Annotated in this window: 15 protein-coding genes; 6 read left to right on the top strand and 9 right to left on the bottom strand. The window is 71.2% G+C overall.

Going from position 1 to position 22,402, the window contains the following annotated elements:
* Positions 1 to 93: 93 nt before the first annotated feature.
* The 6 genes from ABTZ59_RS22710 to ABTZ59_RS22735 all read right to left on the bottom strand — a co-directional run bounded on the left by ABTZ59_RS22710 (position 94) and on the right by ABTZ59_RS22735 (position 8,518).
* Positions 94 to 2,313, bottom strand: a complete 2,220-nt coding sequence (locus ABTZ59_RS22710; protein ID WP_351411206.1) for an NADP-dependent isocitrate dehydrogenase — start codon at positions 2,311 to 2,313, stop codon at positions 94 to 96.
* 102 nt (positions 2,314 to 2,415) lie between these two features.
* Entirely contained in the window at positions 2,416 to 2,802 is a 387-nt protein-coding gene (rbsD, locus tag ABTZ59_RS22715) for a D-ribose pyranase (RefSeq protein WP_351411219.1), read from the bottom strand.
* The gene (locus ABTZ59_RS22720) at positions 2,799 to 3,779 is read right to left on the bottom strand and encodes a ribokinase (RefSeq protein WP_351411238.1); all 981 of its coding nucleotides are present in this window, start codon (positions 3,777 to 3,779) and stop codon (positions 2,799 to 2,801) included. Before ABTZ59_RS22720 ends, rbsD begins: the two co-directional genes overlap by 4 nt.
* A 50-nt stretch (positions 3,780 to 3,829) precedes the next feature.
* Positions 3,830 to 5,806 (bottom strand): ABC transporter permease/substrate-binding protein, encoded by a 1,977-nt coding sequence (locus ABTZ59_RS22725; protein ID WP_351411243.1) that lies wholly within the window; start codon positions 5,804 to 5,806, stop codon positions 3,830 to 3,832.
* The gene (locus tag ABTZ59_RS22730) at positions 5,796 to 7,352 is read right to left on the bottom strand and encodes a sugar ABC transporter ATP-binding protein (RefSeq protein WP_351411254.1); all 1,557 of its coding nucleotides are present in this window, start codon (positions 7,350 to 7,352) and stop codon (positions 5,796 to 5,798) included. Before ABTZ59_RS22730 ends, ABTZ59_RS22725 begins: the two co-directional genes overlap by 11 nt.
* On the bottom strand, positions 7,349 to 8,518 hold the full coding sequence (locus ABTZ59_RS22735) for a LacI family DNA-binding transcriptional regulator (RefSeq protein WP_351411264.1): 1,170 nt from the start codon (positions 8,516 to 8,518) through the stop codon (positions 7,349 to 7,351). The genes ABTZ59_RS22730 and ABTZ59_RS22735 overlap by 4 nt, the downstream gene beginning before the upstream one ends.
* A 558-nt stretch (positions 8,519 to 9,076) precedes the next feature.
* On the opposite strand from ABTZ59_RS22735, the gene ABTZ59_RS22740 reads away from it, so the two are divergent.
* Positions 9,077 to 9,646, top strand: coding sequence for an ATP-binding cassette domain-containing protein (locus tag ABTZ59_RS22740; protein WP_351411281.1), 570 nt, complete (start codon positions 9,077 to 9,079; stop codon positions 9,644 to 9,646).
* Here ABTZ59_RS22740 and ABTZ59_RS22745 read toward each other — a convergent pair.
* Positions 9,528 to 10,391, bottom strand: coding sequence for a thioesterase II family protein (locus ABTZ59_RS22745; RefSeq protein ID WP_351411298.1), 864 nt, complete (start codon positions 10,389 to 10,391; stop codon positions 9,528 to 9,530). The genes ABTZ59_RS22740 and ABTZ59_RS22745 overlap by 119 nt on opposite strands.
* Positions 10,392 to 10,673: 282 nt before the next feature.
* On the opposite strand from ABTZ59_RS22745, the gene ABTZ59_RS22750 reads away from it, so the two are divergent.
* Positions 10,674 to 11,123 carry a DUF8711 family protein gene (locus ABTZ59_RS22750; RefSeq protein WP_351411304.1) on the top strand — a complete coding sequence of 150 codons (450 nt, stop codon included), beginning with the start codon at positions 10,674 to 10,676 and terminating at the stop codon, positions 11,121 to 11,123.
* A 172-nt stretch (positions 11,124 to 11,295) separates the two neighbouring features.
* Here ABTZ59_RS22750 and ABTZ59_RS22755 read toward each other — a convergent pair whose 3' ends face one another.
* Entirely contained in the window at positions 11,296 to 11,964 is a 669-nt protein-coding gene (locus tag ABTZ59_RS22755) for a response regulator transcription factor (RefSeq protein ID WP_351411313.1), read from the bottom strand.
* Positions 11,952 to 13,163: a sensor histidine kinase gene (locus tag ABTZ59_RS22760; protein WP_351411321.1), complete on the bottom strand. Its 1,212-nt coding sequence runs from the start codon at positions 13,161 to 13,163 to the stop codon at positions 11,952 to 11,954. The genes ABTZ59_RS22755 and ABTZ59_RS22760 overlap by 13 nt, the downstream gene beginning before the upstream one ends.
* A gap of 279 nt (positions 13,164 to 13,442) precedes the next feature.
* On the opposite strand from ABTZ59_RS22760, the gene ABTZ59_RS22765 reads away from it, so the two are divergent.
* The 4 genes from ABTZ59_RS22765 to ABTZ59_RS22780 all read left to right on the top strand — a co-directional run.
* Positions 13,443 to 14,261 carry an ABC transporter ATP-binding protein gene (locus tag ABTZ59_RS22765; protein WP_351411330.1) on the top strand — a complete coding sequence of 273 codons (819 nt, stop codon included), beginning with the start codon at positions 13,443 to 13,445 and terminating at the stop codon, positions 14,259 to 14,261.
* Positions 14,262 to 14,266: 5 nt separating this feature from the next.
* Positions 14,267 to 17,026 (top strand): FtsX-like permease family protein, encoded by a 2,760-nt coding sequence (locus tag ABTZ59_RS22770; protein WP_351411342.1) that lies wholly within the window; start codon positions 14,267 to 14,269, stop codon positions 17,024 to 17,026.
* A 169-nt stretch (positions 17,027 to 17,195) separates the two neighbouring features.
* Positions 17,196 to 18,605: a serine hydrolase domain-containing protein gene (locus ABTZ59_RS22775; protein ID WP_351411347.1), complete on the top strand. Its 1,410-nt coding sequence runs from the start codon at positions 17,196 to 17,198 to the stop codon at positions 18,603 to 18,605.
* A 231-nt stretch (positions 18,606 to 18,836) separates the two neighbouring features.
* The coding region (locus ABTZ59_RS22780; protein ID WP_351411352.1) for a non-ribosomal peptide synthetase at positions 18,837 to 22,402 on the top strand (3,566 nt) is incomplete at its 3' end.

Consider the following 22,402-nt stretch of genomic DNA (forward strand, 5'->3'; position numbering starts at 1 on the left):
GTGTGCGGGCCCGGCAGTGTGTCCGGAACCGCCCCGGCCGACGAGGAGGTCGGACGGGGCGGAACCGAGAGGCACCCCGTGGGCGCCGTCGTGTCAGCCGAGGAGCGCGAGGGCCCGGGTGAAGGTGGCCGACGGGCGCATGACGGCCGCGGCCTTGACCGGGTCGGGCTGGTAGTAGCCGCCGATGTCCGCCGGCTTGCCCTGTACGGCGATCAGCTCGTCGACGATGGTGTTCTCCTGCTCGGCCAGCGTCTTGGCGAGGGGCGCGAACGCCTCGGCGAGCTGCCCGTCGTCGGTCTGCTTCGCCAGCTCCTGCGCCCAGTAGAGCGCCAGGTAGAAGTGGCTGCCGCGGTTGTCGATGCCACCGAGACGGCGGCTGGGCGACTTGTCCTCGTTGAGGAAGGTGGCCGTGGCGCGGTCGAGGGTGTCCGCGAGCACCTGGGCGCGCGCGTTGTCCGTCGTCTGCGCGAGGTGCTCGAAGCTGACCGCGAGCGCGAGGAACTCGCCCAGGCTGTCCCAGCGCAGATAGTCCTCCTTGACGAGCTGCTGGACGTGCTTGGGCGCGGAGCCGCCCGCACCGGTCTCGAACAGCCCGCCGCCGTTCATGAGCGGGACGACGGAGAGCATCTTCGCGCTCGTGCCGAGTTCGAGGATGGGGAACAGGTCGGTGAGGTAGTCGCGCAGCACATTGCCGGTGACCGAGATCGTGTCCTCGCCCCGGCGGATGCGCTCCAGGGAGAACGCGGTCGCCTCGACCGGCGACATGATCTCGATGTGCAGGCCCTCGGTGTCGTGCTCCGCGAGGTAGGTCCTGACCTTGGCGATGAGGTTCGCGTCGTGCGCGCGGCCCTCGTCGAGCCAGAACACCGCCGGGGCGCCGGTCGCGCGGGCGCGGGTGACGGCGAGCTTGACCCAGTCCCGGATCGGCAGGTCCTTGGCCTGGCACATCCGCCAGATGTCGCCCGCGCTCACCACGTGCTCCAGTACGACGGCGCCGGAGCCGTCGAGGACCCGCACCGTGCCGGTGGTGGGGATCTCGAAGGTCTTGTCGTGGCTACCGTACTCCTCGGCCTTCTGCGCCATCAGACCGACGTTGGACACCGAGCCCATCGTCGACGGGTCGTACGCGCCGTGTGCGCGGCAGTCGTCGACGACGACCTGGTAGATCCCGGCGTAACTGCTGTCGGGAATGACCGCGAGGGTGTCGGCCTCCTGGCCGTCAGGACCCCACATATGACCGGAGGTGCGGATCATGGCCGGCATGGAGGCGTCGACGATGACATCGCTCGGTACGTGCAGATTCGTGATGCCGCGGTCGGAGTCGACCATCGCCAGCGCGGGGCCGTCGGCGAGCTCGGCCTCGAAGGACGCCTTGATCGCCGCGCCGTCGGCCAGGGAGTCCAGACCGGCCAGGATCCCGCCCAGGCCGTCGTTGGGCGTCAGACCGGCCGCGGCGAACACCTCGCCGTACTCGGCGAACGTCTTCGGGAAGAACGCCCGGACGACATGGCCGAAGATGATCGGGTCGGAGACCTTCATCATCGTGGCCTTCAGATGCACGGAGAACAGCACGTCCTCGGCCTTGGCCCGGCCGATCTGGGCCTTGAGGAACTCGCGCAGCGCCGCCACCCGCATCACCGACGCGTCGACGACCTCGCCCGCGAGCACGGGCACCGACTCGCGCAGGACCGTGGTGCTGCCGTCGTCACCCGCCAGCTCGATACGGAGCGAGCCGGGCTCGGCGATGACCACGGACTTCTCGCTGGAGCGGAAGTCGTCGGCGGTCATGTGCGCGACGTTCGTCTTCGAGTCGGCCGTCCACGCGCCCATCCGGTGCGGGTGCGCCTTGGCGTAGTTCTTGACCGAGGCGGGGGCGCGGCGGTCGGAGTTGCCCTCGCGCAGGACCGGGTTGACGGCACTGCCCTTGACCTTGTCGTAGCGCGCGCGGACGTCGCGGTCCTCGTCGCTCTTCGGGTCGTCCGGGTAGTCAGGCAGCGCGTAGCCCTGCTGCTGGAGCTCGGCGATCGCGGCCTTCAGCTGCGGGATCGAAGCCGAGATGTTCGGCAGCTTGATGATGTTCGCACCGGGCGTCTTGGCCAGCTCACCCAGCTCGGCGAGCGCGTCATCGATCCGCTGGCCCTCCTCAAGACGCTCGGGGAAGCCCGCGATGATCCGTCCCGCCAGAGAGATGTCGCGGCTCTCCACGGAGACCCCGGCCGTCGAGGCATACGCCTCGACCACAGGCAAGAAGGAATACGTCGCCAAGGCCGGGGCCTCGTCGGTGTGTGTGTAGATGATGGTCGAGTCAGTCACCGGGTGCTCCGCTCCACGTCTGCAACATTGCTCGACATCAAGATATCTCCTGACCGGTCCCTGTCGAGACCGGGCCCCGGCATCGAAGCCACGCGACGCGGCTCAGAAGAACACCCCGCAGCGCAACAGCACATTCGCGTACGGCCGCGCCTCCCCGGTGCGTACGATCAGACGCGCGCCCGCCGACAGCTTCTTGAGCTCCGTGTGCGGGACGAACGCGAGAGCGGGCAGCTCCGCCAGCAGCCGAGCCGCCTCCGGATTCCCCTCCCGGACCTCGTGGGCCGCCGTCGCGCCCGCCACGACCAGCTCCGCCAGCAGACCGTCGAGCACCTCCGCGAACCGCGGCACCCCGGCCCGGAACGCCAGATCCACCACCCTCGGGCCCGCGGGCAGGGGCATCCCCACGTCGCAGACCAGGACACCGTCCCCGTGACCCAGCTCCGCCAGGGCGCCCGCGAGATGGCGATTCAGGATCCCGGACCTCTTCACCCGGACACTCCCCGCTCCGGTGTGGCCACGGACTGTTCGGAGCGCGCCGGTGGTTCCGAGGCCGCCGGGGTGAGCGACGCCACCTCCGCCGCCGTGGGGAACGACACCTGCGCCCCCTCCTTGGTCACCGCCGCCGCACCCACCCGCACCGCGTAGGCGGCGGCCCCGGCCAGGCTCTCACCGGCGCCCAGCCGCCAGGCCAGCGCGGCGGTGAACGCGTCACCGGCCCCCGTCGTGTCCACGGCCCGCACGCGTACGGACGGCACGAGCGTCGTCGTACGGCCGTCAGCCACCAGCGCGCCCCGCGCGCCCAGCGTGATCACCACCGAGCGTGGCCCCAGCGCGAGCAGCGCCCTCGCCCACCGCGCCGGATCGTCACCGTCGTCACCGGCCGACGCGCCGAGCACCACGCGCGCCTCGTGCTCGTTCACGATCAAGGGGTCGCAGGCCGCCAGGATTCCGGCCGGCAGGGGTACCGGGGGAGAGGGGTTCAGTACGAATCTGCTGCCCGGCGCCATCCCCGCCACCACCTCCCCGACCGTCTCCAGCGGGATCTCCAACTGCGCGGAGACCACGCGCGACGCCCGCAGCAGATCCGACGCGTCCCGGATGTCCGCCGGAGACAGCCGGGCGTTGGCGCCGGGCGACACCACGATGCTGTTGTCCCCGGTCGGATCGACCGTGATCAGCGCGACCCCGGTGGGCGCGCCGCCGGACAGTACCCCGGCCGTGTCGACATCCGCCGAGCGCTGCGAGTCGAGCAGCAGCCGACCGTGCGCGTCGTCGCCGACCCGGGCCAGCAGCGCCGTACGGGCGCCGAGGCGAGCGGCGGCGACCGCCTGGTTCGCGCCCTTGCCGCCCGGATGGACCGACAGATCCGAGCCGAGCACCGTCTCACCGGGGCCGGGGCGCCGCTCGACACCGATCACCAGATCGGCGTTGGCCGATCCCACGACCAGCAGGTCATAGTCGTTCATCACAGTCTTTCCGTCCGTTTCCCTGTCGCGATCGCGAGGCCGTCGGGTGGTCAGGAGAAGTCGGCGACATTCTTCGCCGTGACCACCTTGACCGGCACCTTCACCGTCGAGGCGATCCCGTCGCCCTGCGCGGCCTTGATGGCGTTGAGCACGGCGAGCCTGCCCAGTTCGGCCGGCTGCTGGGCCACCGAGGCATAGAGCGTGCCCGCCTCGACCGCCTTCAGACCGTCGGGTGTGCCGTCGAAACCGACGACCGGGACAGACGCGCCCGCCTTGGAACCGAGTGCCTTGATCGCCCCGAGAGCCATCTCGTCGTTCTCGGCGAAGACCCCGTTCACCCCGCTGTGCGCCTGGAGCATATTGGTCATCACATCGAGCCCCTTGGTGCGGTCGAAGTCGGCGGGCTGCCGCGCGACGACCGTGATGCCGGGGTACGCCTTGATGCCCTCGGCGAAGCCCTGACCGCGCTCACGGCTGGCCGAGGTGCCCGCCGTGCCCTGGAGGATCACGATCTGTCCCTTGCCGCCCAGCTTCTCGGCGAGCGTCCTGGCCGCCTGCCGGCCGCCCGCGACATTGTCGGAGGCGACCAGCGTGGCGATGTCCGCCTCGTTGACCCCCCGGTCGGCGGCGATCACCGGGATGCCGGCCTTGTTGGCGGCCCGTACGGACGGACCCGCCGCGTCCGAGTCGACCGGGTTGACGATCACCGACGACATGGCCCCGCTGGTGAAGTTCTGAATCTGGTTGGCCTGTTGGGAGGCGTCGTTCTGCGCGTCGGTGACGGTGAGATCGACGCCCTTGGCCTTCGCCTCGGCCTCCGCGCCCGCCTTCAGCTGGACGAAGAAGGGGTTGTTGAGGGTGGAGAGGGACAGCCCCAGCTTGGTCCCGCCGCCGGAGGAGCCGTTGTTCCAGAAGGAGACACCGCCGATGACGGCGGCCACCAGCACCGCCGCGATCGTGTATGTGGCCGCTCGCGCGCCCTTGCGGCCAGGACCGCCCCCGCCCCCCGAACCGGATGTGCCGGGGGCCGTGGCCGACGCCCCCGCGCGGGAGCGCACCGTGTCGAGCAGCACCGCGAGCGCGATGACGACACCGATGACGACCTGCTGCCAGAACGCCGACACCGACAGCAGGTTGAGACCGTTGCGCAGCACCGCCAGGATCAGCGCGCCGATGAGCGTGCCGGAGGCCTTGCCGACACCGCCCGACAGGCTGGCGCCGCCGATGACGACCGCGGCGATGGCATCGAGTTCGTACCCCTGCGCGGCCTGCGGCTGCGCCGAGGAGAGCCGGGAGGCCAGGACGATACCGGCGACCGCGGCGAACAGTCCCGACAGCGCGTAGACGGCGACCTTCTGCCGCTTGACCCGGAGCCCGGACAGCCGCGCCGCCTCCTCGTTGCCGCCGATCGCGTACATCGAGCGGCCCAGATACGTACGGCCCAGGATCAGGGCCGTGATCAGCCCCATCGCCACCATCACGAGCACCGGCACCGGCAACCAGGCGCCGAGCGTGTCCCCGATCCGCGAGACGGAGGCGGGGAAGGCGATCGGGCTGCCCTGCGAGATCACCAGGGACAGACCGCGGCCCACCGAGAGCATCGCCAACGTGGCGATGAACGGCGGCAGTTTGCCGTACGAGACGAGCGCCCCGTTGACCAGCCCGCACGCGATGCCGGTGCCCACGGCGAGCACGACGGCCAGCCACACCGGCACCCCCTCCGACGTCGCCGACCAGGCCAGGACGGTCGCCGAGAGCGCCGCCACCGAGCCGACCGAGAGATCGATGCCCGCGGTGACGATGACGAACGTGACACCGAACGCGAGGATCGCGGTCACGGCCGCCTGCACCCCGACGTTGAGCAGGTTCTGCGTGGTCAGGAAGTCGCCCGACAGCAGCGACATCGCCACCACCAGAACGACCAGGGCGCTCAGCGCGCCATTGTCGAGCAGGAGCCGGCGGACCGACCGGGCGCTCGCGCCACCGCCACCGCCGTCCGTCTTGTTCTTGAGCGTGTCAGTGGCCACGGGAGCCCTCCACCCCTTCTTCCTCGTCGTCCTCGCCGATCGCCGGTCCGGTCGGTCGCGCGGCGCCGACGGCCAGCGCCATCACCGCGTCCTGTGTCGCTTCGTCCGCCGTGAGTTCACCGGCGATCCGGCCCTCGGCCATCACCAGCACCCGGTCGCTCATCCCCAGCACCTCGGGCAGATCGCTGGAGACCATCAGCACGGCGTGACCTGCGGCCGTGAGTTCGTTGATGAGTTCGTAGATCTCGACCTTCGCGCCGACGTCGATACCGCGCGTCGGCTCGTCGAGGATCAACACCTTGACCTCGGCCAGCAGCCATTTGCCGATGACGACCTTCTGCTGGTTGCCGCCGGACAGGGTGCGCACCCGCTGGTCGAGCCCCGCCATCCGGACGCCGAGCTGTCCGGCGATCCGGGCGGCGGCGGTGTGCTGCGACGCGCGGTCCACCAGCCCGGCGTGGGTCGCCGAACGCAGGGTGACCAGGCCGAGGTTCTCCTCCACGGACGCGTCGAGCAGCAGGCCCTGGCCCTTGCGGTCCTCCGGCACCAGCCCGATCCCGGCGGCCATCGCCGCGCTGACGTCATGGCGCGGCAGCGCGGCGCCCGCCACTCGTACCGAGCCCGTGTCGTAGTGGTCCGCGCCGAAGACCGCGCGTACGACCTCCGTACGGCCGGCGCCCACCAGCCCGGCGATACCGACGACTTCGCCTGCGCGTACCTCGAAGCCCACGTCACGGAAGACGCCTTCCCTGGTCAGTCCGGTGACGGACAGCAGGGCGGCGCCGGTCCGCGCGGCCCGGCGCGGATACTGCTGGTCGATGTCGCGGCCCACCATGAGGCGTACGAGCTCGTCCTCGGGGGTCGACGCGGGCAGCTGCCCGACGCTGCGGCCGTCGCGCAGGACAGTGACCCGGTCGCCGAGCGCCGCGATTTCCTCCAGATGGTGGGTGATGAAGACGATGCCGACGCCGTCCTCGCGCAGCGCGCGCACGATCCGGAAGAGCTTGTCGACCTCCTCGGAGGTCAGCACGGCCGTCGGCTCGTCCATGATCAGCACCCGCGCGTCCAGGCTGAGCGCCTTGGCGATCTCGACCATCTGGAGCCGGGCGATGCCCAGTTCACGCACCTTGGTGTCCGGTGGGGTGGTGACTCCCACGCGCTGAAGGAGCTCGGCCGCGTCGGACTCCATCTTCTTGCGGTCGATCAGGCCGAAGCGGCGCGGCTGGCGGCCCAGGAAGATGTTCTCGGCCACCGTCAGATCGGGGACCAGGTTGAACTCCTGGTAGATGGTGGCGATTCCCAGCCGTTCGGCGTCCTGCGCGCCGTGAATACGGACCTCCTGTCCGCCGACGAGCACGCGCCCGGCGTCCGGACGGTAGGCACCGGAGAGCATCTTGATCAGAGTGCTCTTGCCGGCGCCGTTCTCGCCGAGCAGGACATGCACTTCGCCGCGGCGCAGATCGAAGTCGACACTGTCGAGCGCGACCACGCCGGGAAAGGTCTTGCGTATCCCTTCGACACGCAGCAACTCGTCCGGGTGACTCACGGGTTGCTCCTTCGCGTTCGTACGGACGGGTTCGGAGCCGACGGGCCCTGTGCTGACGGCCCGCGTTCCGCTGACGCGCGTGCCGGCGGTGCGTGTTCGGGCGGTGCGTTCTCCGGTGGTGCGTGTTCCGGCGGTGTGTTCTCCGAGGAGTCCGGCCGCCGGGGGGCCGGTGGGAAGCTCGCACCGCAGGAGCGGCGTACGACCAACCGGGCCGGGAGCGTGACGGACGGCGGGACCCGGCCCGCGATGCGCTCGGCCAGCGCCCGCACGGCGGCCCGGCCGAGCTCGTCCGTCGGCTGCGCGATGGCCGTGATCGGCGGATCCGTGTGCACGAACCACGGGATGTCGTCGAACGCCGCGAGCGCGATGTCGTCCGGCACGCTCAGCCCCCGGGCGCGGATCGCGTCGAGCGCGCCGAGGGCCATCAGATTGTCCGCCGCGAACACGGCGTCGGGAGGCTCCGGCAGATCGAGGAAGCGCTCGGCGGCCCGGCGGCCGCTCTCGGCCTGGAAGTCGCCCTGGCCGATATACGCGTCGGGCAGCGCGACTCCGTGCCCGGCCAGCGCGGTACGGAAGGCGTCGACGCGTTCGCTGCCGGTGGTGGTGGTCGCGGGGCCCGCGATGATCGCGAGCCTGCGATGGCCGATCCGCAGCAGATGGGCGACCAGATCGCGTACGGCGGCGCGGCCGTCCGACCGTACGACGGGCACCTCGACGCCGGGGATCCACCGGTCCACGAAGACGAGCGGGGTCGCCGCACGCACCGCGTCCAGAATCAGCGCCGAACCGCGGTCGGTGGGCGACACCAGCAGCCCGTCGATCCGGCGGTCGAGCAGCGTACGGACATGGTGGTCCTGCAACTCGGGCCGTTCGTCGGCGTTTCCGATGATCACGCTGTAGCCGAGCGTCCGCGCCTCCTCCTCGACCGCGCGGGCCAGCGAGGTGAAGTACGGATTGAGTACATCGCTGATGACCAGGCCGAGTGTGCGGGTCTGATCGGTGCGCAGGGACCGGGCCACGGCGTTGGGCCGGTAGCCCAGCGCGGTGACCGCGGCGAGCACGCGGGCGCGGGACGCGGGGCTGACCGACGGATGGTCGTTGAGTACCCGCGACACCGTGGCGACGGACACGCCTGCCTCGGCCGCGACATCCTTGATGCCCGCCATCGTCGGTCCACCTCCTCGTGGAATCGATTACACGGAGGATTGGAATCGATTACACGAACAGAAGGCAAGACCTTGGGGGTATGCCGAGACCGGATCGTAATGATCACCGCGACGGCCCCGGTGTGGCTCCCCGCCGCCCCGTGCCCGTGACGGGTCGCCGCGCCCCGGCGGGCCGCGTACGGTCGGCAGCCCTCCTCGCCCGGCGGGCGCTTCGCGGCGCGGGGGGCTTTTGTTGGACGCGTTATGCGGGTCGAAAGGTTGAGTGGAGAATGGCGCGTGGCCGATAGTGCCGGTAATTCGACTTCTTCACGTTGTCACGGGTGCACGCACTACATTCTTGGGTGAGGTGGCTGTACCTTTAATTTGCTTGTGGACCCCCCTGTTCCGCCTTGCTCGGTATCGGTATGTTGACGGTATGTGATGCGCCGGCGGGCAGATGCGGGGTGCGGGTCCACTTCGCCGTGAAGCGCGATAAAGGGGAGATTTTCGATGATGCACGTGGATTCGAGTGAATCAATCGAACGCGTGTCCGAAGTTGTCGCCCTCGAAAATGTCACGATGGTTTACGGGACGAGACCCCGGGTCGTTTATGCCCTGCGGAATGTCAGCCTGGTCGTGCGAGCAGGGGTGTTTCTCGCGGTAATGGGTGAGAGCGGCGCCGGTAAGACCACGCTGCTGAGATGTCTCTCCGGTGAGATCCAGCCGTCCTCCGGTGTGGCGCGCCGCGGTCCCGGGAGCGGGGACCGGGGCGGACCACTGGCGTCCTGGGTGCCCGAGCCCGGCGGCGCGGGCCCCGTCGCGGCGGCGGTCGCGCTCGGGCCGCGTCTGCTGCTCGCCGACGAGGCGACGGAGGAGTCCGGCATGGCGCTGCGCCGGGCTGTGCGGGGGCATGGCGTCGCGGCGGTCATGTCGACCTCGGCGCCGGCCGTGGCCGCGCGCGCCGACGCCGTGGTGTTCCTGCGGGACGGGGGCGTCGTCGACATGGTCGCCGGAGCCGGTCCCGAGGTGATCAGTGACTGTCTGGAGCGCTCCGGCCGTGGCTTCGAGGACCGGCGCCGTGAGTCCCCGGACCGGAGCCGTGACTCCCAGGACCGGAGCCGTGAGTCCCCGGACCCGAGCCTGAGTTGAGCACCCGTCCGACGATGTCCAGCAGCGGGCCCGCGTCATGCAGGAAGAAGTGATCGCCCGCCAGCTCGTACAGCTCGAACGCCCCACCGGCATGCCGCGACCACGCCTTGGCCTGCCGCGGACCCGCCTCCGGATCGTCCGTCCCCGCGAACGCGGTCAGCGGCACCGGAAGCACCGCGGCGGGATCCGGCACCGCGTTCTCCGCCAGGGTGAAGTCCGCCCGCAGCGTGGGCAGCATCAGCTCGATCAGCTCCGGGTTGTTCAGGAACTCCGCCGGGGCCCCGTTCATCTCCCGTATCTCCGCGAGCAGTTCGGGATCGGGCAGGGTGTGCCGCAGGACGGGCCCCGGGACCGGTACACAGCCCGAGACGAAGACATGCCCGGGGCGTACCGGCCCCCGCGCGCACAGATACTCCGCGAGCGCGAACGCGATCTCTCCGCCCATGCTGTGGCCGAAGAACGCGAACGGCTTGTCGAACCAGCCGGCCAGCCGGTCGGCGAGCAGCGGCACCAGCTCCGTCACCTGGGTGAGCGGCGGCTCGCTGAACCGCTCCTCACGGCCGGGAAGCAGCACCGGACACACCTCCACACTCCCGTCCAAGTGCCCTGCCCAGGAACGGAAGATGCTGGAGCCGCCACCGGCGTACGGGAAGCAGAACAGCCGTAGGTCCGCCGCGGGACGAGGCGGCCTGGACACCACCCAGCGCGGTGCGCGCCGAGGTGCGGAAGGTCGGTTCTGAGGCACGGTAAGCCACCTTCGCCGGGGTCGGGACGGGGTCGTGGGCGGGACATGGCCGCATGGTCTCACCGCCGGACGGCGCCCGGCAGACCTTTAAGCCTGGGCGTAACTGCCCTGCTGGGGACGGGTGTCAGCGCGTTCGCGCGGCGCGCTGAACCCGCGATGGTGGTGCAGGTGCCACCCCGGTCCGGGTACGCGGTGTACTGACCTGAACCCCGTCGCCCGACACGATGGAGGCAGACGGCGCGGCTCGACCGCGATACGACGGGCACGAGTGGGAGCACTTCCATGGCGGACACAGCCCAGACGACAACCGGCGGTGGCGGGTACGCCGGTCGTCACCCCGGCCGGCGGCGGCGGGGGCACGGATCGCGGCAGAACACGGCCAGGGCGCTGCTCGCCGGCCTCGTCCTCGTACCCGCGATGCTCGGCATCGCCGCGTGCGAGGGGGCGGAGAACGCCAAGAGCCGCGGCGACGCGTGCGAGAAGATCCTCGCCAAGTCCTCGAACTTCTCCGACACCAAGGACCCGGAGGCGGCGGAGAAGGAACTCAAGGATCTCGCCGACGAGATCGCCCAGTTGGCCGAGGACACCGACGACGAGAAGCTCCGTGAGGCGGCGAAGGAATTACGCAGCGTCGATCCCGGCGGGCGCGATCCCGACTCGGTCGGCGAAATCGTCTCGGAGACCACCAAGCGGATCAAAATTATCCGCAACACCTGCATCTCGTTCGGCTGAGATACGGACGTCGAGATACCGGAACACCCATAAGCCGGGATTCCCACGGCTGTTCATTCCCCCGTCGTGGCAGTGTGGAATCCCGCCCCGGGCGTCACGGAGTCTTCCCCCGTCTCCGGATGCCCGGGGTTTTCCGCTGTCCGGGACGCGATCCCACGGTCCGTCCCTCGCGCTACGCGGAGCTCTCCGGTGCGTTGTTGCCCAGATAAGCCAGTACGGCCAGGACACGGCGGTGCACATTTCCGCCCTCTGGCGGGAGCCCGAGCTTGTCGAAGACACCCCGGATGTGTTTGCTGACCGCCCGTTCGGTGATCACCAGCCGCTCCGCGATGGCTCCGTTGGCCAGCCCCTGCGCCATCATCTCCAGCACCTCGTGCTCACGTGGCGTCAGAGCCTGCAACGGACGCGCGGCGGCCTTCTGGCTGAGAATCTCCGTGACCACCTCGGGGTCGAGGGCCGTTCCGCCGGTGGTGATGCGCTCCAGGGCCTCAAGGAACTGCTCCACCCGGCCGACCCGGTCCTTGAGCAGATAGCCGATGCCCCGCGCACCCTGGGCCAACAACTCGGCGGCATACGTCTGTTCGACATACTGCGAGAGCACCAGGATCGGCAGGTCCGGGAGTTCGCTACGGGCCTGTACCGCCGCGCGCAGCCCCTCGTCGCGGAAGGTCGGCGGCAGCCGTACGTCCAGTACCGCCGCGTCCGGCCGGTGCTCGCGCAGCGCGGGCATCACCTCGGGCCCGGCGGCGCAGGTCGCCACCACGTCATGGCCATTGCTGGTCAGCAGAAGGACCATGCCCTCACGTAAGAGGGCGTTGTCCTCCGCGATCACGATCCGCAAGGCAGCTCCACTTTCAGCTTGGTCGGCCCACCGAGTGGGCTGGAAAGGCTCGCCGTGCCGTCAAGCGCGGCGACGCGCCGGCGGATGCCGATCAGACCACTGCCCTCGTGCTCGTCGGCGCCACCGCGGCCGTTGTCGGCCACGATGACCCTCAGTATGCCGTTGCCCCGGGTGAAGCGCACCGATGCCTGGGTGGCCCCGGAGTGCTTCCGGATATTGGTCAGCCCTTCGGCCACCACGAAGTACGCCGCCGCCTCGACCGCGGCCGGCAGTCGGAAGGAGTTCTCCACCGAGCCGAGTCCCATCTCCACCGGGATCTCCGAGGACGCGGCCAGCGCGCGGACCGCGCCCGCCAGCCCACGGTCGGTCAGCACCGGCGGATGCACCGTACGCACCACATGCCGCAGATCCGCCAATGTGCTCTCCAGGCCCGACTGCGCCTCGTCCAGCCGGGCCAGGGCGGCGTCCGGGTTCGTCCGCACCAACTGCTTGGCCAGCCCGATCCGCATCGACAGCGCCACCAGCTGCGCCTGTACGCCGTCGTGCAAGTCCCTTTCGATACGGCGCAGTTCGGCGCTGTGGGCCTCCACCGCGCCCGCCCGGCTCTCCGACAGCTCCGCGATCCTGTCCACCAGCCGTGCCGACGGCTTCGGACGCAGCAGCGCCGCGCTCCACGCGGCCTGGGTGTCCGCGAGCGTGCCGAGCCGGTGCAGCACCAGCGGGGTACGGGGCTTGGCGGGCGTACCGTACATGTCCTCGCGGCGCTGTGCGACGGCGCCGCCCACCCCCATGTTGAGCCCGTCCACCAGCAGACCGACCACCCACACCAGGATCGCCACCGCGCAGAACAGCAGGGTGATGATGATCTGCAACGGCAGCCAGCGCGCGTCGCGCCAGGTGCCGGGGTCCGTCAGCGACAGCCGCAGCCGGTCCGCGGGCACACCGTCGAGCGGCAGATACTGCTCGGCGACCGCCGTACGCAGCCGCGTACCGGCCCGTACCCGCTCGTATCCGGCCAGTCTGCGGAGTAATCGCACGAGATCGGGCCAGGCGGGAGCGCCGATGATGAGCGCCATGAAGACGAGCCCCAGCGGTACGGCGGCGGCCATCAGGAAGCACATCGACGCCACGGGCAGGGCGAGCACCAGATAGTACGTGTCGTGCCAGGAACGCTGGAGCTGAGTGGAGAAATCACGCACGGCGGGCTCCCTGGGGCAGGACGGTCGTCCGGGGCGGGACGGGGGTCCGGTGGACGACGGCCCCATGGATCACGGTAATCCGAACCGCCGCCGCGCGAGGTACGTCCGTCACCCCAGCCGGGGTGACGCAGGCTGAACCCCAGGACGGGTGTGCGCTCCATCGTGCCGGAGCCGTCCCCTCCGTACCGTTCTCAACAGGATGAACAACCCATCCGGCGGGGCGGTCGGCCGGTCGGTACGCACACGGCCTCGGCCGTACAGCCTGGAAGGCGCACACACATGGTCAGGCTTCGCACGGGGAAACGTGCCACGGCGAGAAGCGGCACCCGGGGGCCCTCGAACAGTGGCGCTCCCAGCCCCGCGGCGGCGCTGACACTGGACTCGGTCACGCGCCGCTACCGGCGGGGCGGCACCCCCGTGAACGCCCTGGACGGAGTCAGTGTGACCGTCGAACGCGGCACGTTCCTGGCGGTCATGGGCCGCTCCGGATCCGGCAAGACGACCTTCCTCCAGTGCTCCGCCGGCCTCGACCAGCCCACCTCCGGCACGGTGCGGCTCGGCGACGTCGACCTGTCGCGGCTCACCGAGTCCGCGCTCACCAGGCTGCGCCGGGAGCGGATCGGCTTCGTGTTCCAGGCGCTCAATCTGGTGCCCTCGCTCAGTGTCCGGGAGAACACCGCGCTGCCCCTGCTGCTGGCCGGCGAGCGTCCCGACAGCCCCGCCGTACGCGAACGCGCGCTCCAGGTACTGGAGTCGGTCGGGCTCGCCGACCGGGCGGAGGACTCGCCACTGCGGCTCTCCGGCGGCCAGCAGCAGCGGGTCGCCATCGCCCGCGCGCTGGTCACCAACCCCGCCGTGATCTTCGCGGACGAGCCGACCGGCGCGCTCGACCCGGTCACCGCGCGGGATGTGCTCGTCCTCCTGCGCGACGCGGTCGACCGGCAGGGGCACACCGTCGTGATGGTCACCCATGACGCGCACGCCGCGTCCTGGACGGACGAGGCGCTGTTCATCGAGGCGGGGCGGATCGTCGGGCGGCTGCCCAACCCCGAGGCGGACACCGTGACGCGCATGCTGACAGAGCTCAGGGAGGGATGAGGAGCATGCCGACCGGATCCAGTACGCTCCCCGGCGCCGACCCGGCGCGGCCGTCCGGCCCGGACGAGCTGGCCCGCAATCACGACAGCCCGGCGCGCACGCGCCATATCGCGCGCTTCCTCGCCGACCGCTCGATGCGGACCCACACCAAGGCGTGGACGGCGGTGTTCGCGGCCCTGCTGCTCACCTCGCTGGTGCTCAGCAGCTTCGGTCTCGCCGTACTCTCCGCCGCCCTCGGCCACGCGAGCGTGGAGCGCTACGGCGCGGCCGCGGCGGTGGTCGCGGGCGACCAGGAGACACGCTTCACCGCCAAACCCTGGGGATCCAAGCAGCAGACGCAGACGGCGGCGCTCACCGAACGGGTACGGGTGCCACGCTCGGTGCTGCCCCGGATCGAGGCCGTCCCCGGGGTACGGGCGGCCATCGCCGACGACGCCTTCCCGGTCGCGCTGACCCGCCAGGACGGCTCGCTCGTGATCGGCCCCGACAGCGACTCCGGCGCCTCCCCGGTCTACGGGCACACCTGGCACGCCGCCGCGCTCGCGCCGTTCACCCTTCGCGAGGGCCGGGCCCCGGCGGGTCCGGAACAGGTCGTCCTCGACGGTGACCTCGCCGCACGGGCCGGTGTCCGGGTCGGCGACGAGGTACGCCTCCAGTCCACGGGCACGTCCGAGACCTACCGGGTCTCCGGCATCGCGGCCCCCGAGGGACGGGCGGACGACAGCGGGCTCGGCAACCAGGGCGCCGTCTTCTTCAGCGACGAGCGGGCCCGACTCCTCGCCGGCCACCCGGAGACCACCGACGCCATCGGGGTGCTCGCCGACCCCGGTGTCGGTGCCGACACCCTCCACCACCGGCTGCGGGAAGCGCTGGACGGTGCGCGTCCGGCCACCAGCGCCGCCGCCGACGCGCGCTACAAGGACGACAACACCTCACTGCGCGTCCTGACCGGAAACGGCCGGGGGGAGACGGAGTTCGTCACCTCCGCCCCCAGCCGGATGAGTCTGCTGGCGCTGCTCGGCTCGGTCTGCGCGCTCGTCGTACTGATCGCCCTGCTCGTCGTCTCCAGCACCGTCGCCCAGGCGATCCACCAGCGCGCCCGCGAGATGGCGCTGCTGCGCGCGGTCGGCGCGCCCCCCCGGCAACTGCGCGCCATGGTCGGCCGTGAGGTCAATGTGGTGGCCGCGACCGCCGCCCTGGCCGGGGCGATCGGCGCGGCGCCGGTGTTCCTGGCGCTGATCAAGATGCTGCGCACGCGCGGCGCCGTGCCGATCGGGCTCGAACTCCCCGCCCCCTTCTGGATGTACGCGGCCCCGCTGGTCACCGGCGCGCTGACGGTACTGGTGGCCAGGATCGCCGCCGGGTTCGCCTGTAGCCGTATCGCCAAGGTGCGCCCCGCACAGGCGATGGGCGAGGCCCAGAGCGAGGCCGAGCAGTTCGGCCGCGGCCGGGCCGTCACCGGCGTCGTGATGCTGGTCCTGGGGTGCGGCGCGGCCGGTACGGCGGTGCTCCAGTTCGGGGAGCTGGCCGCGATGGCGGCCAGTACCGCGGCCGTCTGCCTGGTCATCGCGTGCGCGCTGCTCGGACCCTGGATCGCGTGGGGTGCCATGCGGGTGCTCGGTGTGCCCGCGGAGCGGCTGGGCGGCGCGGGCGGCTATCTCGCCGCCGCCGCCTCCCGGGCCAACTCCCGCAGGCTGGGCGCCGCGATCACCCCGATCGTGCTCGTGGTGGCGTTCGCCGGGGTGCAGCTCTCGGCCGGGGCGACACTCGACACGGAGGGCGGCCGACAGGCGGGCCAGGCCATGCGGGCCGAACTGGCCATCACCACGGACGGTCCGGGGATCCCGGACGCGACAGTGCGCCGTGTCAAGGAGGTACCCGGGGTGGCGGCGGCCACCGGGGTGCTGCACAGTACGGTCGTCCTGGCCCGCAAGGAGGCCGGGGAGCCGAGGCTGGACCGGCTGCCGGTGATGGCCCTGGACCCCTCGGCGCTGCCCGCCACCATCGATCCGAAGGTCACCGGGGGCGATCTGGGCGACCTGCGCGCGGGCACCGTCGCGGTGGGCGAGGAGCGGGCGCGCTCGCTGGACCTGGACGTCGGCTCGAAGGTCACGGTGCGCTACGGCGACGGCGCGAACGTGGCGCTGACGGTGGCCGCGGTGTACGAACGGTCCCTGGCGCTCGGCGACTTCCTGTTCGCCCCCGCCGAACTGGCGCCGCACATGGCCGCGCCCCTCAACACCCGCGTCCTGCTGAGCCTGGCGCCCGGAACCGCCCCCGAGGACGTCAAAGCGGCGGCGGGGCGGGTGCTGGCGGGCGCCGCGCCCGGAGCGACCGTCGTGGAGCAGCCGAAGGGCGAGCATCTGCGGACCGAGGACCGCGGCGTCGGCCAGGTCATCTCCCTGGTCGCGGTGAGTGTGATCGGCGGCTTCACGATCATCGCGGTGCTCAGCACCCTCGTCCTCATCATGGTCGGCCGCCGTCAGGAGGTGATCCTGCTGCGCCTCGTGGGCGCGGGCCGGCGGCAGATCCGCTGGATGCTCAGGATCGAGGCGATGACAGTGATACTGGTGGGGCTGGTGGTGGGTACGGTGACCGCGCTCGTTCCCCTCCTGGCCTTCAGCCTCGCCACGACCGGATCCGTGCCCTACATCCCGCCTGCCCAGGCCGGGCTGGTGGTGCTGACCGTGGTCGTCACCGCCGGGGCGGGGTACTTGCTGCCGCTGAGGTCCGCGCTGCGCAAACGGCCACCGAAGTCTTGGTGATCAGCCCTCTGGGCTGGGTGTTTACAACAGCACTTAAATCCTTGTTCGAGCCTTCACCTCTGCTGAAGAATCCTTTTCGTGCGGTCGACTGCGCGTAACCGAAGCGGTCGGCCGCCGTGCCGCGCGGTACACGCCGGACTTCGCACAGTGAAGAAGGAGCTTGTTCGCAGTGTTGGGGATCATCGCGGAAGAGAAGGTCAGTGGCGCTCCCTTCAGCCTTCCCCTCGACCGCCTCGGCTGTCTCGGCAGCCTCGGCAAGGAGCACGGAGTGGTCGGCGCACAGCTGGCGGTGTACCACCAGGGAACCCTGCGCACCTGGGAGTTTGGCGAGGAGGAGTACGGCGGCGGACGCCCCGTGCGCCGTGACTCCGCCTTCCCCTACGGCTCCGTCACCAAGGTGCTCACCGCGGCCTCCGTACTCCAGCTCGTCTCCGACGGCGACCTCGACCTGAACCGTCCGGTGCGCACCTGGCTCGACGACCGGGGCGCCGCAGGCAGCCACCCGGGGCTCGGCGCCACGCTCCGTCAACTCCTCAGCCACACAGCAGGGTTACCGTCGGACCACGACGACGGGGACGCCACCTCGCTGCGCCGCTGGCTCACCGGCTTCCTGGCCACCGGCCCCGCGGACGCGCCCGCGCTGTGGCCCGCCCCCGGCTCCTTCTCCTACTCCAACGTCGGCTACGGCATCGCGGGCCGCGTCGTCGAGGCCGCCACCGGACTGACCTGGTGGCACGCCGTACGCGACTATCTGCTGGCCCCCCTGGGCACCGGTATCGGCCTGCTGCCCGGCACTCCACAGGACGGCGAGCCGGTCCGCGCGGTGGCAGGACACACCACACACACCACCCCCGGCGGCGACCGCGTGGTGCACTCCGTGCGCTGCTCCGCCGACCCGGGCTTCACCCCCGCGGGCGGCCTCGCCGGCAGCGCCGCCGACCTCGTACGCTTCGCCCAACTCCAGCTGGACGACCCCGGTGACCTGGACAGGGACGCCGTGGCCGACTCCGAGACACTGCGCGAGATGGCCCGGCCGGTCGCCGGTGCGGAACCCTTCGGGCTGGCCGACGGCTGGGGCCTGGGCCTGGGCCACTTCGGCCCGCCGGAGGACCGCTGGCTCGGCCACGACGGAACGCTGGACGGCACCACCTGCCATCTGCGCATCCACCCGAAACAGGGCACCGTCGTCGCGCTGACGACCAACTCGGCCTCCGGGCAGGGGCTGTGGGAGGCGGTCCTGCGCGAACTGCGGTCCGCCGGGCTCCCCGTCGGCGTCTACAGCGTGGTGCCGCCGTCCCCCGGATCCACGGCGGGCTTCGCGGACTGCGCCGGCACCTACCGCAACGGCGACCTCGCCGTGACGGTCAGTCTCGACGACCGCAACATACTGCTGGAACTCCCCAACGGCGCGCGGGACTCCGCCGCCTCCCACAGCGATCTGGTCTTCTCCAGCCGACCGGGGGACGCCGGGGTGTTCCTGGGCCGGTTCCTCAAGGACGCGACCACCGGGGACGTACGCGTCCTCCAATACAGCGGCCGTACGCTGCTGCGCCAGCCGGTCGCGGCACAACCACACTGAGCACCGCCGTGCCCGGCCGCGCGAAGCGGGCGGCCACGGCGGGTCAATCAGCCGGCGAACACACACGCGGGGCAGATGCGCGCGGGACCCGAGCGCATCTGACGGTCACGCACGCACCCAACGGTCACTCAGAGTGAGTGCATGGGTGCGATGAGTGCCCGATTCCCTCGGATCGGTAACCCGCACGCGGCACAGGCCACCCTCCCTCTCGGCGCTCCATGGGGTCTCGACATGAACTCAGACAACAACTCCCTTACGCACGGCAGTCGGACAGCCGGTGACCGCACCCTGCACGGACTGTTCGAGAGCCGGGCGGCGCGCCGACCCGACCACACCGCCGTCGAGTGGGGCGCGGTCCGGCTCAGCTACGCCGAGATCGAACGGCGCGCCAACCGGCTCGCGCACCGGCTCGCCGCCCGGGGTGTGCGACCCGAGACCCGGGTCGGTGTCTGTCTGCGGCGCGGCCCCGAGCTGATCGTCTCGCTGCTCGCCATTCTCAAGGCGGGCGGAGCCTACGTACCGCTCGACCCCAACTACCCCGCCGAGCGGCTGTCGTTCATGGTCGAGGACGCCGGGATCGAGCTGGTGATCAGCGACGGCGGGCCGGGGGCGCGCCCGGACAACGCTCCCGGCACCCTGTCCCTGGAGAGCCTGACAGCGATGGACCAGGACGGACCCGACTCCGCGCCCGCTGTCACCACGCACCTCGACAACACCGCCTACATCCTGTTCACTTCCGGCTCCAGCGGCACCCCCAAGGGCGTGGCGGTCAGCCACCGCGGCCTCGGGAACCTCGCCCTCGCCCATGTGGCGGCGCTGGCCATCGACGAGGACAGCCGCGTCCTCCAGTTCGCCTCGCCCAACTTCGATGTCTCCATCGCCGACCTGGCGCAGACCTGGTACGCCGGCGCCACGCTGATCCTGCCGGAGAGCCCGACCCAGGCGGTCGGTGAAGCGCTCGGAGCCCTGCTCGCCGACGCGGCCGTCACCCACACCATGATGCCGCCGTCGGTGCTGGCCACGGTGGCACCACCGATCGAGCTGCCCCACCTGCGCGCACTGGCCACCGGCGGCGAGAACTGCCCGCCGGAACTGGTCGCCCGCTGGGCCGACGGCCGACGGATGATCAATATGTACGGTCCCACCGAGGCGACCGTCACCGTCACCCTCAACGGTCCGCTGCCCGCCGACCTCACGGTCGCGCCCGGCATCGGCCGGGCCATCGAGGGCGCACGGGTCATGGTGCTGGACGAGAAGCTGCGACCGGTGCCCGAGGGCGGGACCGGCGAACTGTGCATCGCGGGCGACGGCCTCGCCCGGGGATATGTCAACCGCCCCGGGCTCACGGCCGAACGCTTCGTCGCGGACCCGTACGGTCCCCCTGGATCCCGCATGTACCGCACGGGCGACCTGGTCAGACGGGAGCCGGGGGGCGAGCACGAGTTCATCGGCCGCGCCGACGGCCAGGTCAAGATCCGCGGCCTGCGCGTCGAGTTGGGCGAGATCGAGGCCGTCCTGACCGAGCACGAGGCGGTCCTTCAGTCGGTGGTCACCCTGGCGGAGAACGCTGGTAAGGACCAGCTCGTCGCCCACTACGTACCGGCGCGCCCCGAGGCGGATCCGGGCGCCGCCGAACTGCGCCGGCACGCCTCGGGCCGGCTGCCCGTCCATATGGTGCCGACCGTCTACCTCGCCATGGAACGACTGCCACTGACACCCAACGGCAAGGTGGACCGCAGGGCGCTGCCCGCGCCCGGCGACCCCGTCGACGGCGCGGACCGGGCCGAGTCCGCCCCGTACACGGCGCCGCGCACCGCACTGGAATCGGAACTCGCCGAGATCTGGGAAGACGTGCTCGGGCGGGCGCGGATCGGCGTGACGGACGACTTCTTCGCCATCGGCGGCGACTCCATCTCCGGTCTGCGGATGGCCTTCCAGGTCGAGCGTCGGCTCGGCCTCACGCCCACATCCACCGCGCTCTTCGACCACCCGACCATCGCCGCGTACGCCGGCTACGCCGCCGGGCTGGCGGAGAGCGGCACCGGCGCGGACGGCAGTGGGGGCGTCGGCAGGGCGGTGGGAACCGCGGCGCCGATCGTCCGCGCCGACCGGGGCGGGGCGCTGGTGGCCTCGTCCGCGCAACAGCGCCTGTGGTTCCTGGACGCGTACGAACCGGGCGGGGCGGCGTACAACTGCACCACGGGGCTGCGGCTCACCGGCGAGCTGCGGACCGACGCGCTCGCCACCGCGCTGACCGCCCTCATCGCCAGGCACGAGCCGTTGCGTACCACCTACACCGAGGCCGACGGCCAGGTGCTCCAGATCATCGGCGACCCGGCACCGGTGCCACTGCCGGTCACCGATGTGTCGGGTGACGCGGGACGGCTCGACCAGGTGCTGCGTGCGGAGGTGTCCGCGCCCTTCGATCTCGGGTCCGGCCCCGTACTGCGCGCGCTGCTGGTACGGACCGCGCCCGACGACCATCTGCTCGTGCTCACCGCGCACCATATCGCCGCCGACGCCTGGTCGATGGAGGTGATCGCGCGGGAGCTGGGCGCGTTGTACGCGGCTGCTCTCGCGGCGGGGCCCGTCGAGGCGGATACGGATACGGATACGGATGCGGGCGCGGGCGCGGATGCCGGTGCGGATGCGGTGCTCGCCGCTGCCGGACTGCCTGAACTCGCCATTCAGTACGCCGACTTCGCCACCTGGCAGCGCCATCGGCAGGGTGAACCCGTGGTGGACGAGCAGCTGGCCCACTGGAAGCGGGAGCTGGCGGATGTCACCCCGCTGGAGCTTCCCACGGACCGGCCGCGCCCCGCCGTCCGCGCCTCCGCCGGTGCGCGACGACTGTTCAATGTGCCGGCCGAAACCGTCCGGGGACTCACCGCCGTCGGCCGAGCGCGCGGCACCACCCTCTTCGCGCCGCTCGCCGCCGCCACCCAACTGCTGCTCGCACGCTGGTCGGGCCAGCGCGACATTGTGCTCGGCACGGCGGGCGCGGGCCGGGACCGTGCCGAACTCGCCGACATCGTCGGCTTCTTCGTCGATACATTGGTGCTGCGCGCTGACGTGGACGAGACGCTGACCTTCGCACAGTTCACCGACCGCGCGCGGGAGAGTGTGCGACAGGCGCTGGACCACGCGCTGGTGCCGTTCGACCGGGTCGTGGACGCCGTACTCCCCGAACGCGACCCGAGCAGGCCCCCGCTCGTCCAGGTCATGCTCGTCCTGCAGAACGCCCCGGCCGGGGTTCCCGAACTGCCGGGAATCCAGGCTTCGACGGTCGAACTCCCGCGTGAGTCGGCGCTGTTCGACGTCACACTGGAGTTCTGGCACAACGCCGAAGGCGGGCTCACGGGATCTGTCGAGTACAGCACCGATCTCTTCGATGCCACCACCATGGACCGCCTCACCCACAACCTCACCACACTGCTGGGCGAACTGGTCGCCGCTCCCGACCGCCCGATGGCGGAGGCCGACACGCTGGATCCCCAGGAGGCCAGAAAGCTGCTGGAGGGGTGGGGTAGGGGTGGGGAGGGGGTGGAGCGGTTGACGCTGGCGGGGATCTTCCGTGGACAGCTGGAGCGGACTCCTGATCTGCCGGCGGTGATCACCGACGAGGTGACGCTGACGTATGCGGAACTGCATGGTCGTGCGGCGAAGCTCGCGCGTTTCCTGATCGCTGAGGGGGTGCGGCCTGGGCAGCGGGTGGCGGTGGCGATGGAGCGTGGTGTGGAGTGGCTGGTCGCCATGCAAGCCGTGCTGCACGCGGGCGGCGTCTACGTACCGGTGGA

Source organism: Streptomyces sp. NPDC094034 (assembly GCF_040303865.1).
Lineage (GTDB): Bacteria > Actinomycetota > Actinomycetes > Streptomycetales > Streptomycetaceae > Streptomyces.

Bases quoted from the DNA above. Each gene is read 5' to 3' on its own strand.
- ABTZ59_RS22720 (WP_351411238.1), bottom strand. From the start codon at position 3,779: ATGAACGACTATGACCTGCTGGTCGTGGGATCGGCCAACGCCGATCTG.
- ABTZ59_RS22735 (WP_351411264.1), bottom strand. From the start codon at position 8,518: ATGGCGGGCATCAAGGATGTCGCGGCCGAGGCAGGCGTGTCCGTCGCC.
- ABTZ59_RS22740 (WP_351411281.1), top strand. From the start codon at position 9,077: ATGGTTTACGGGACGAGACCCCGGGTCGTTTATGCCCTGCGGAATGTC.
- ABTZ59_RS22750 (WP_351411304.1), top strand. From the start codon at position 10,674: ATGGCGGACACAGCCCAGACGACAACCGGCGGTGGCGGGTACGCCGGT.
- ABTZ59_RS22765 (WP_351411330.1), top strand. From the start codon at position 13,443: ATGGTCAGGCTTCGCACGGGGAAACGTGCCACGGCGAGAAGCGGCACC.
- ABTZ59_RS22770 (WP_351411342.1), top strand. From the start codon at position 14,267: ATGCCGACCGGATCCAGTACGCTCCCCGGCGCCGACCCGGCGCGGCCG.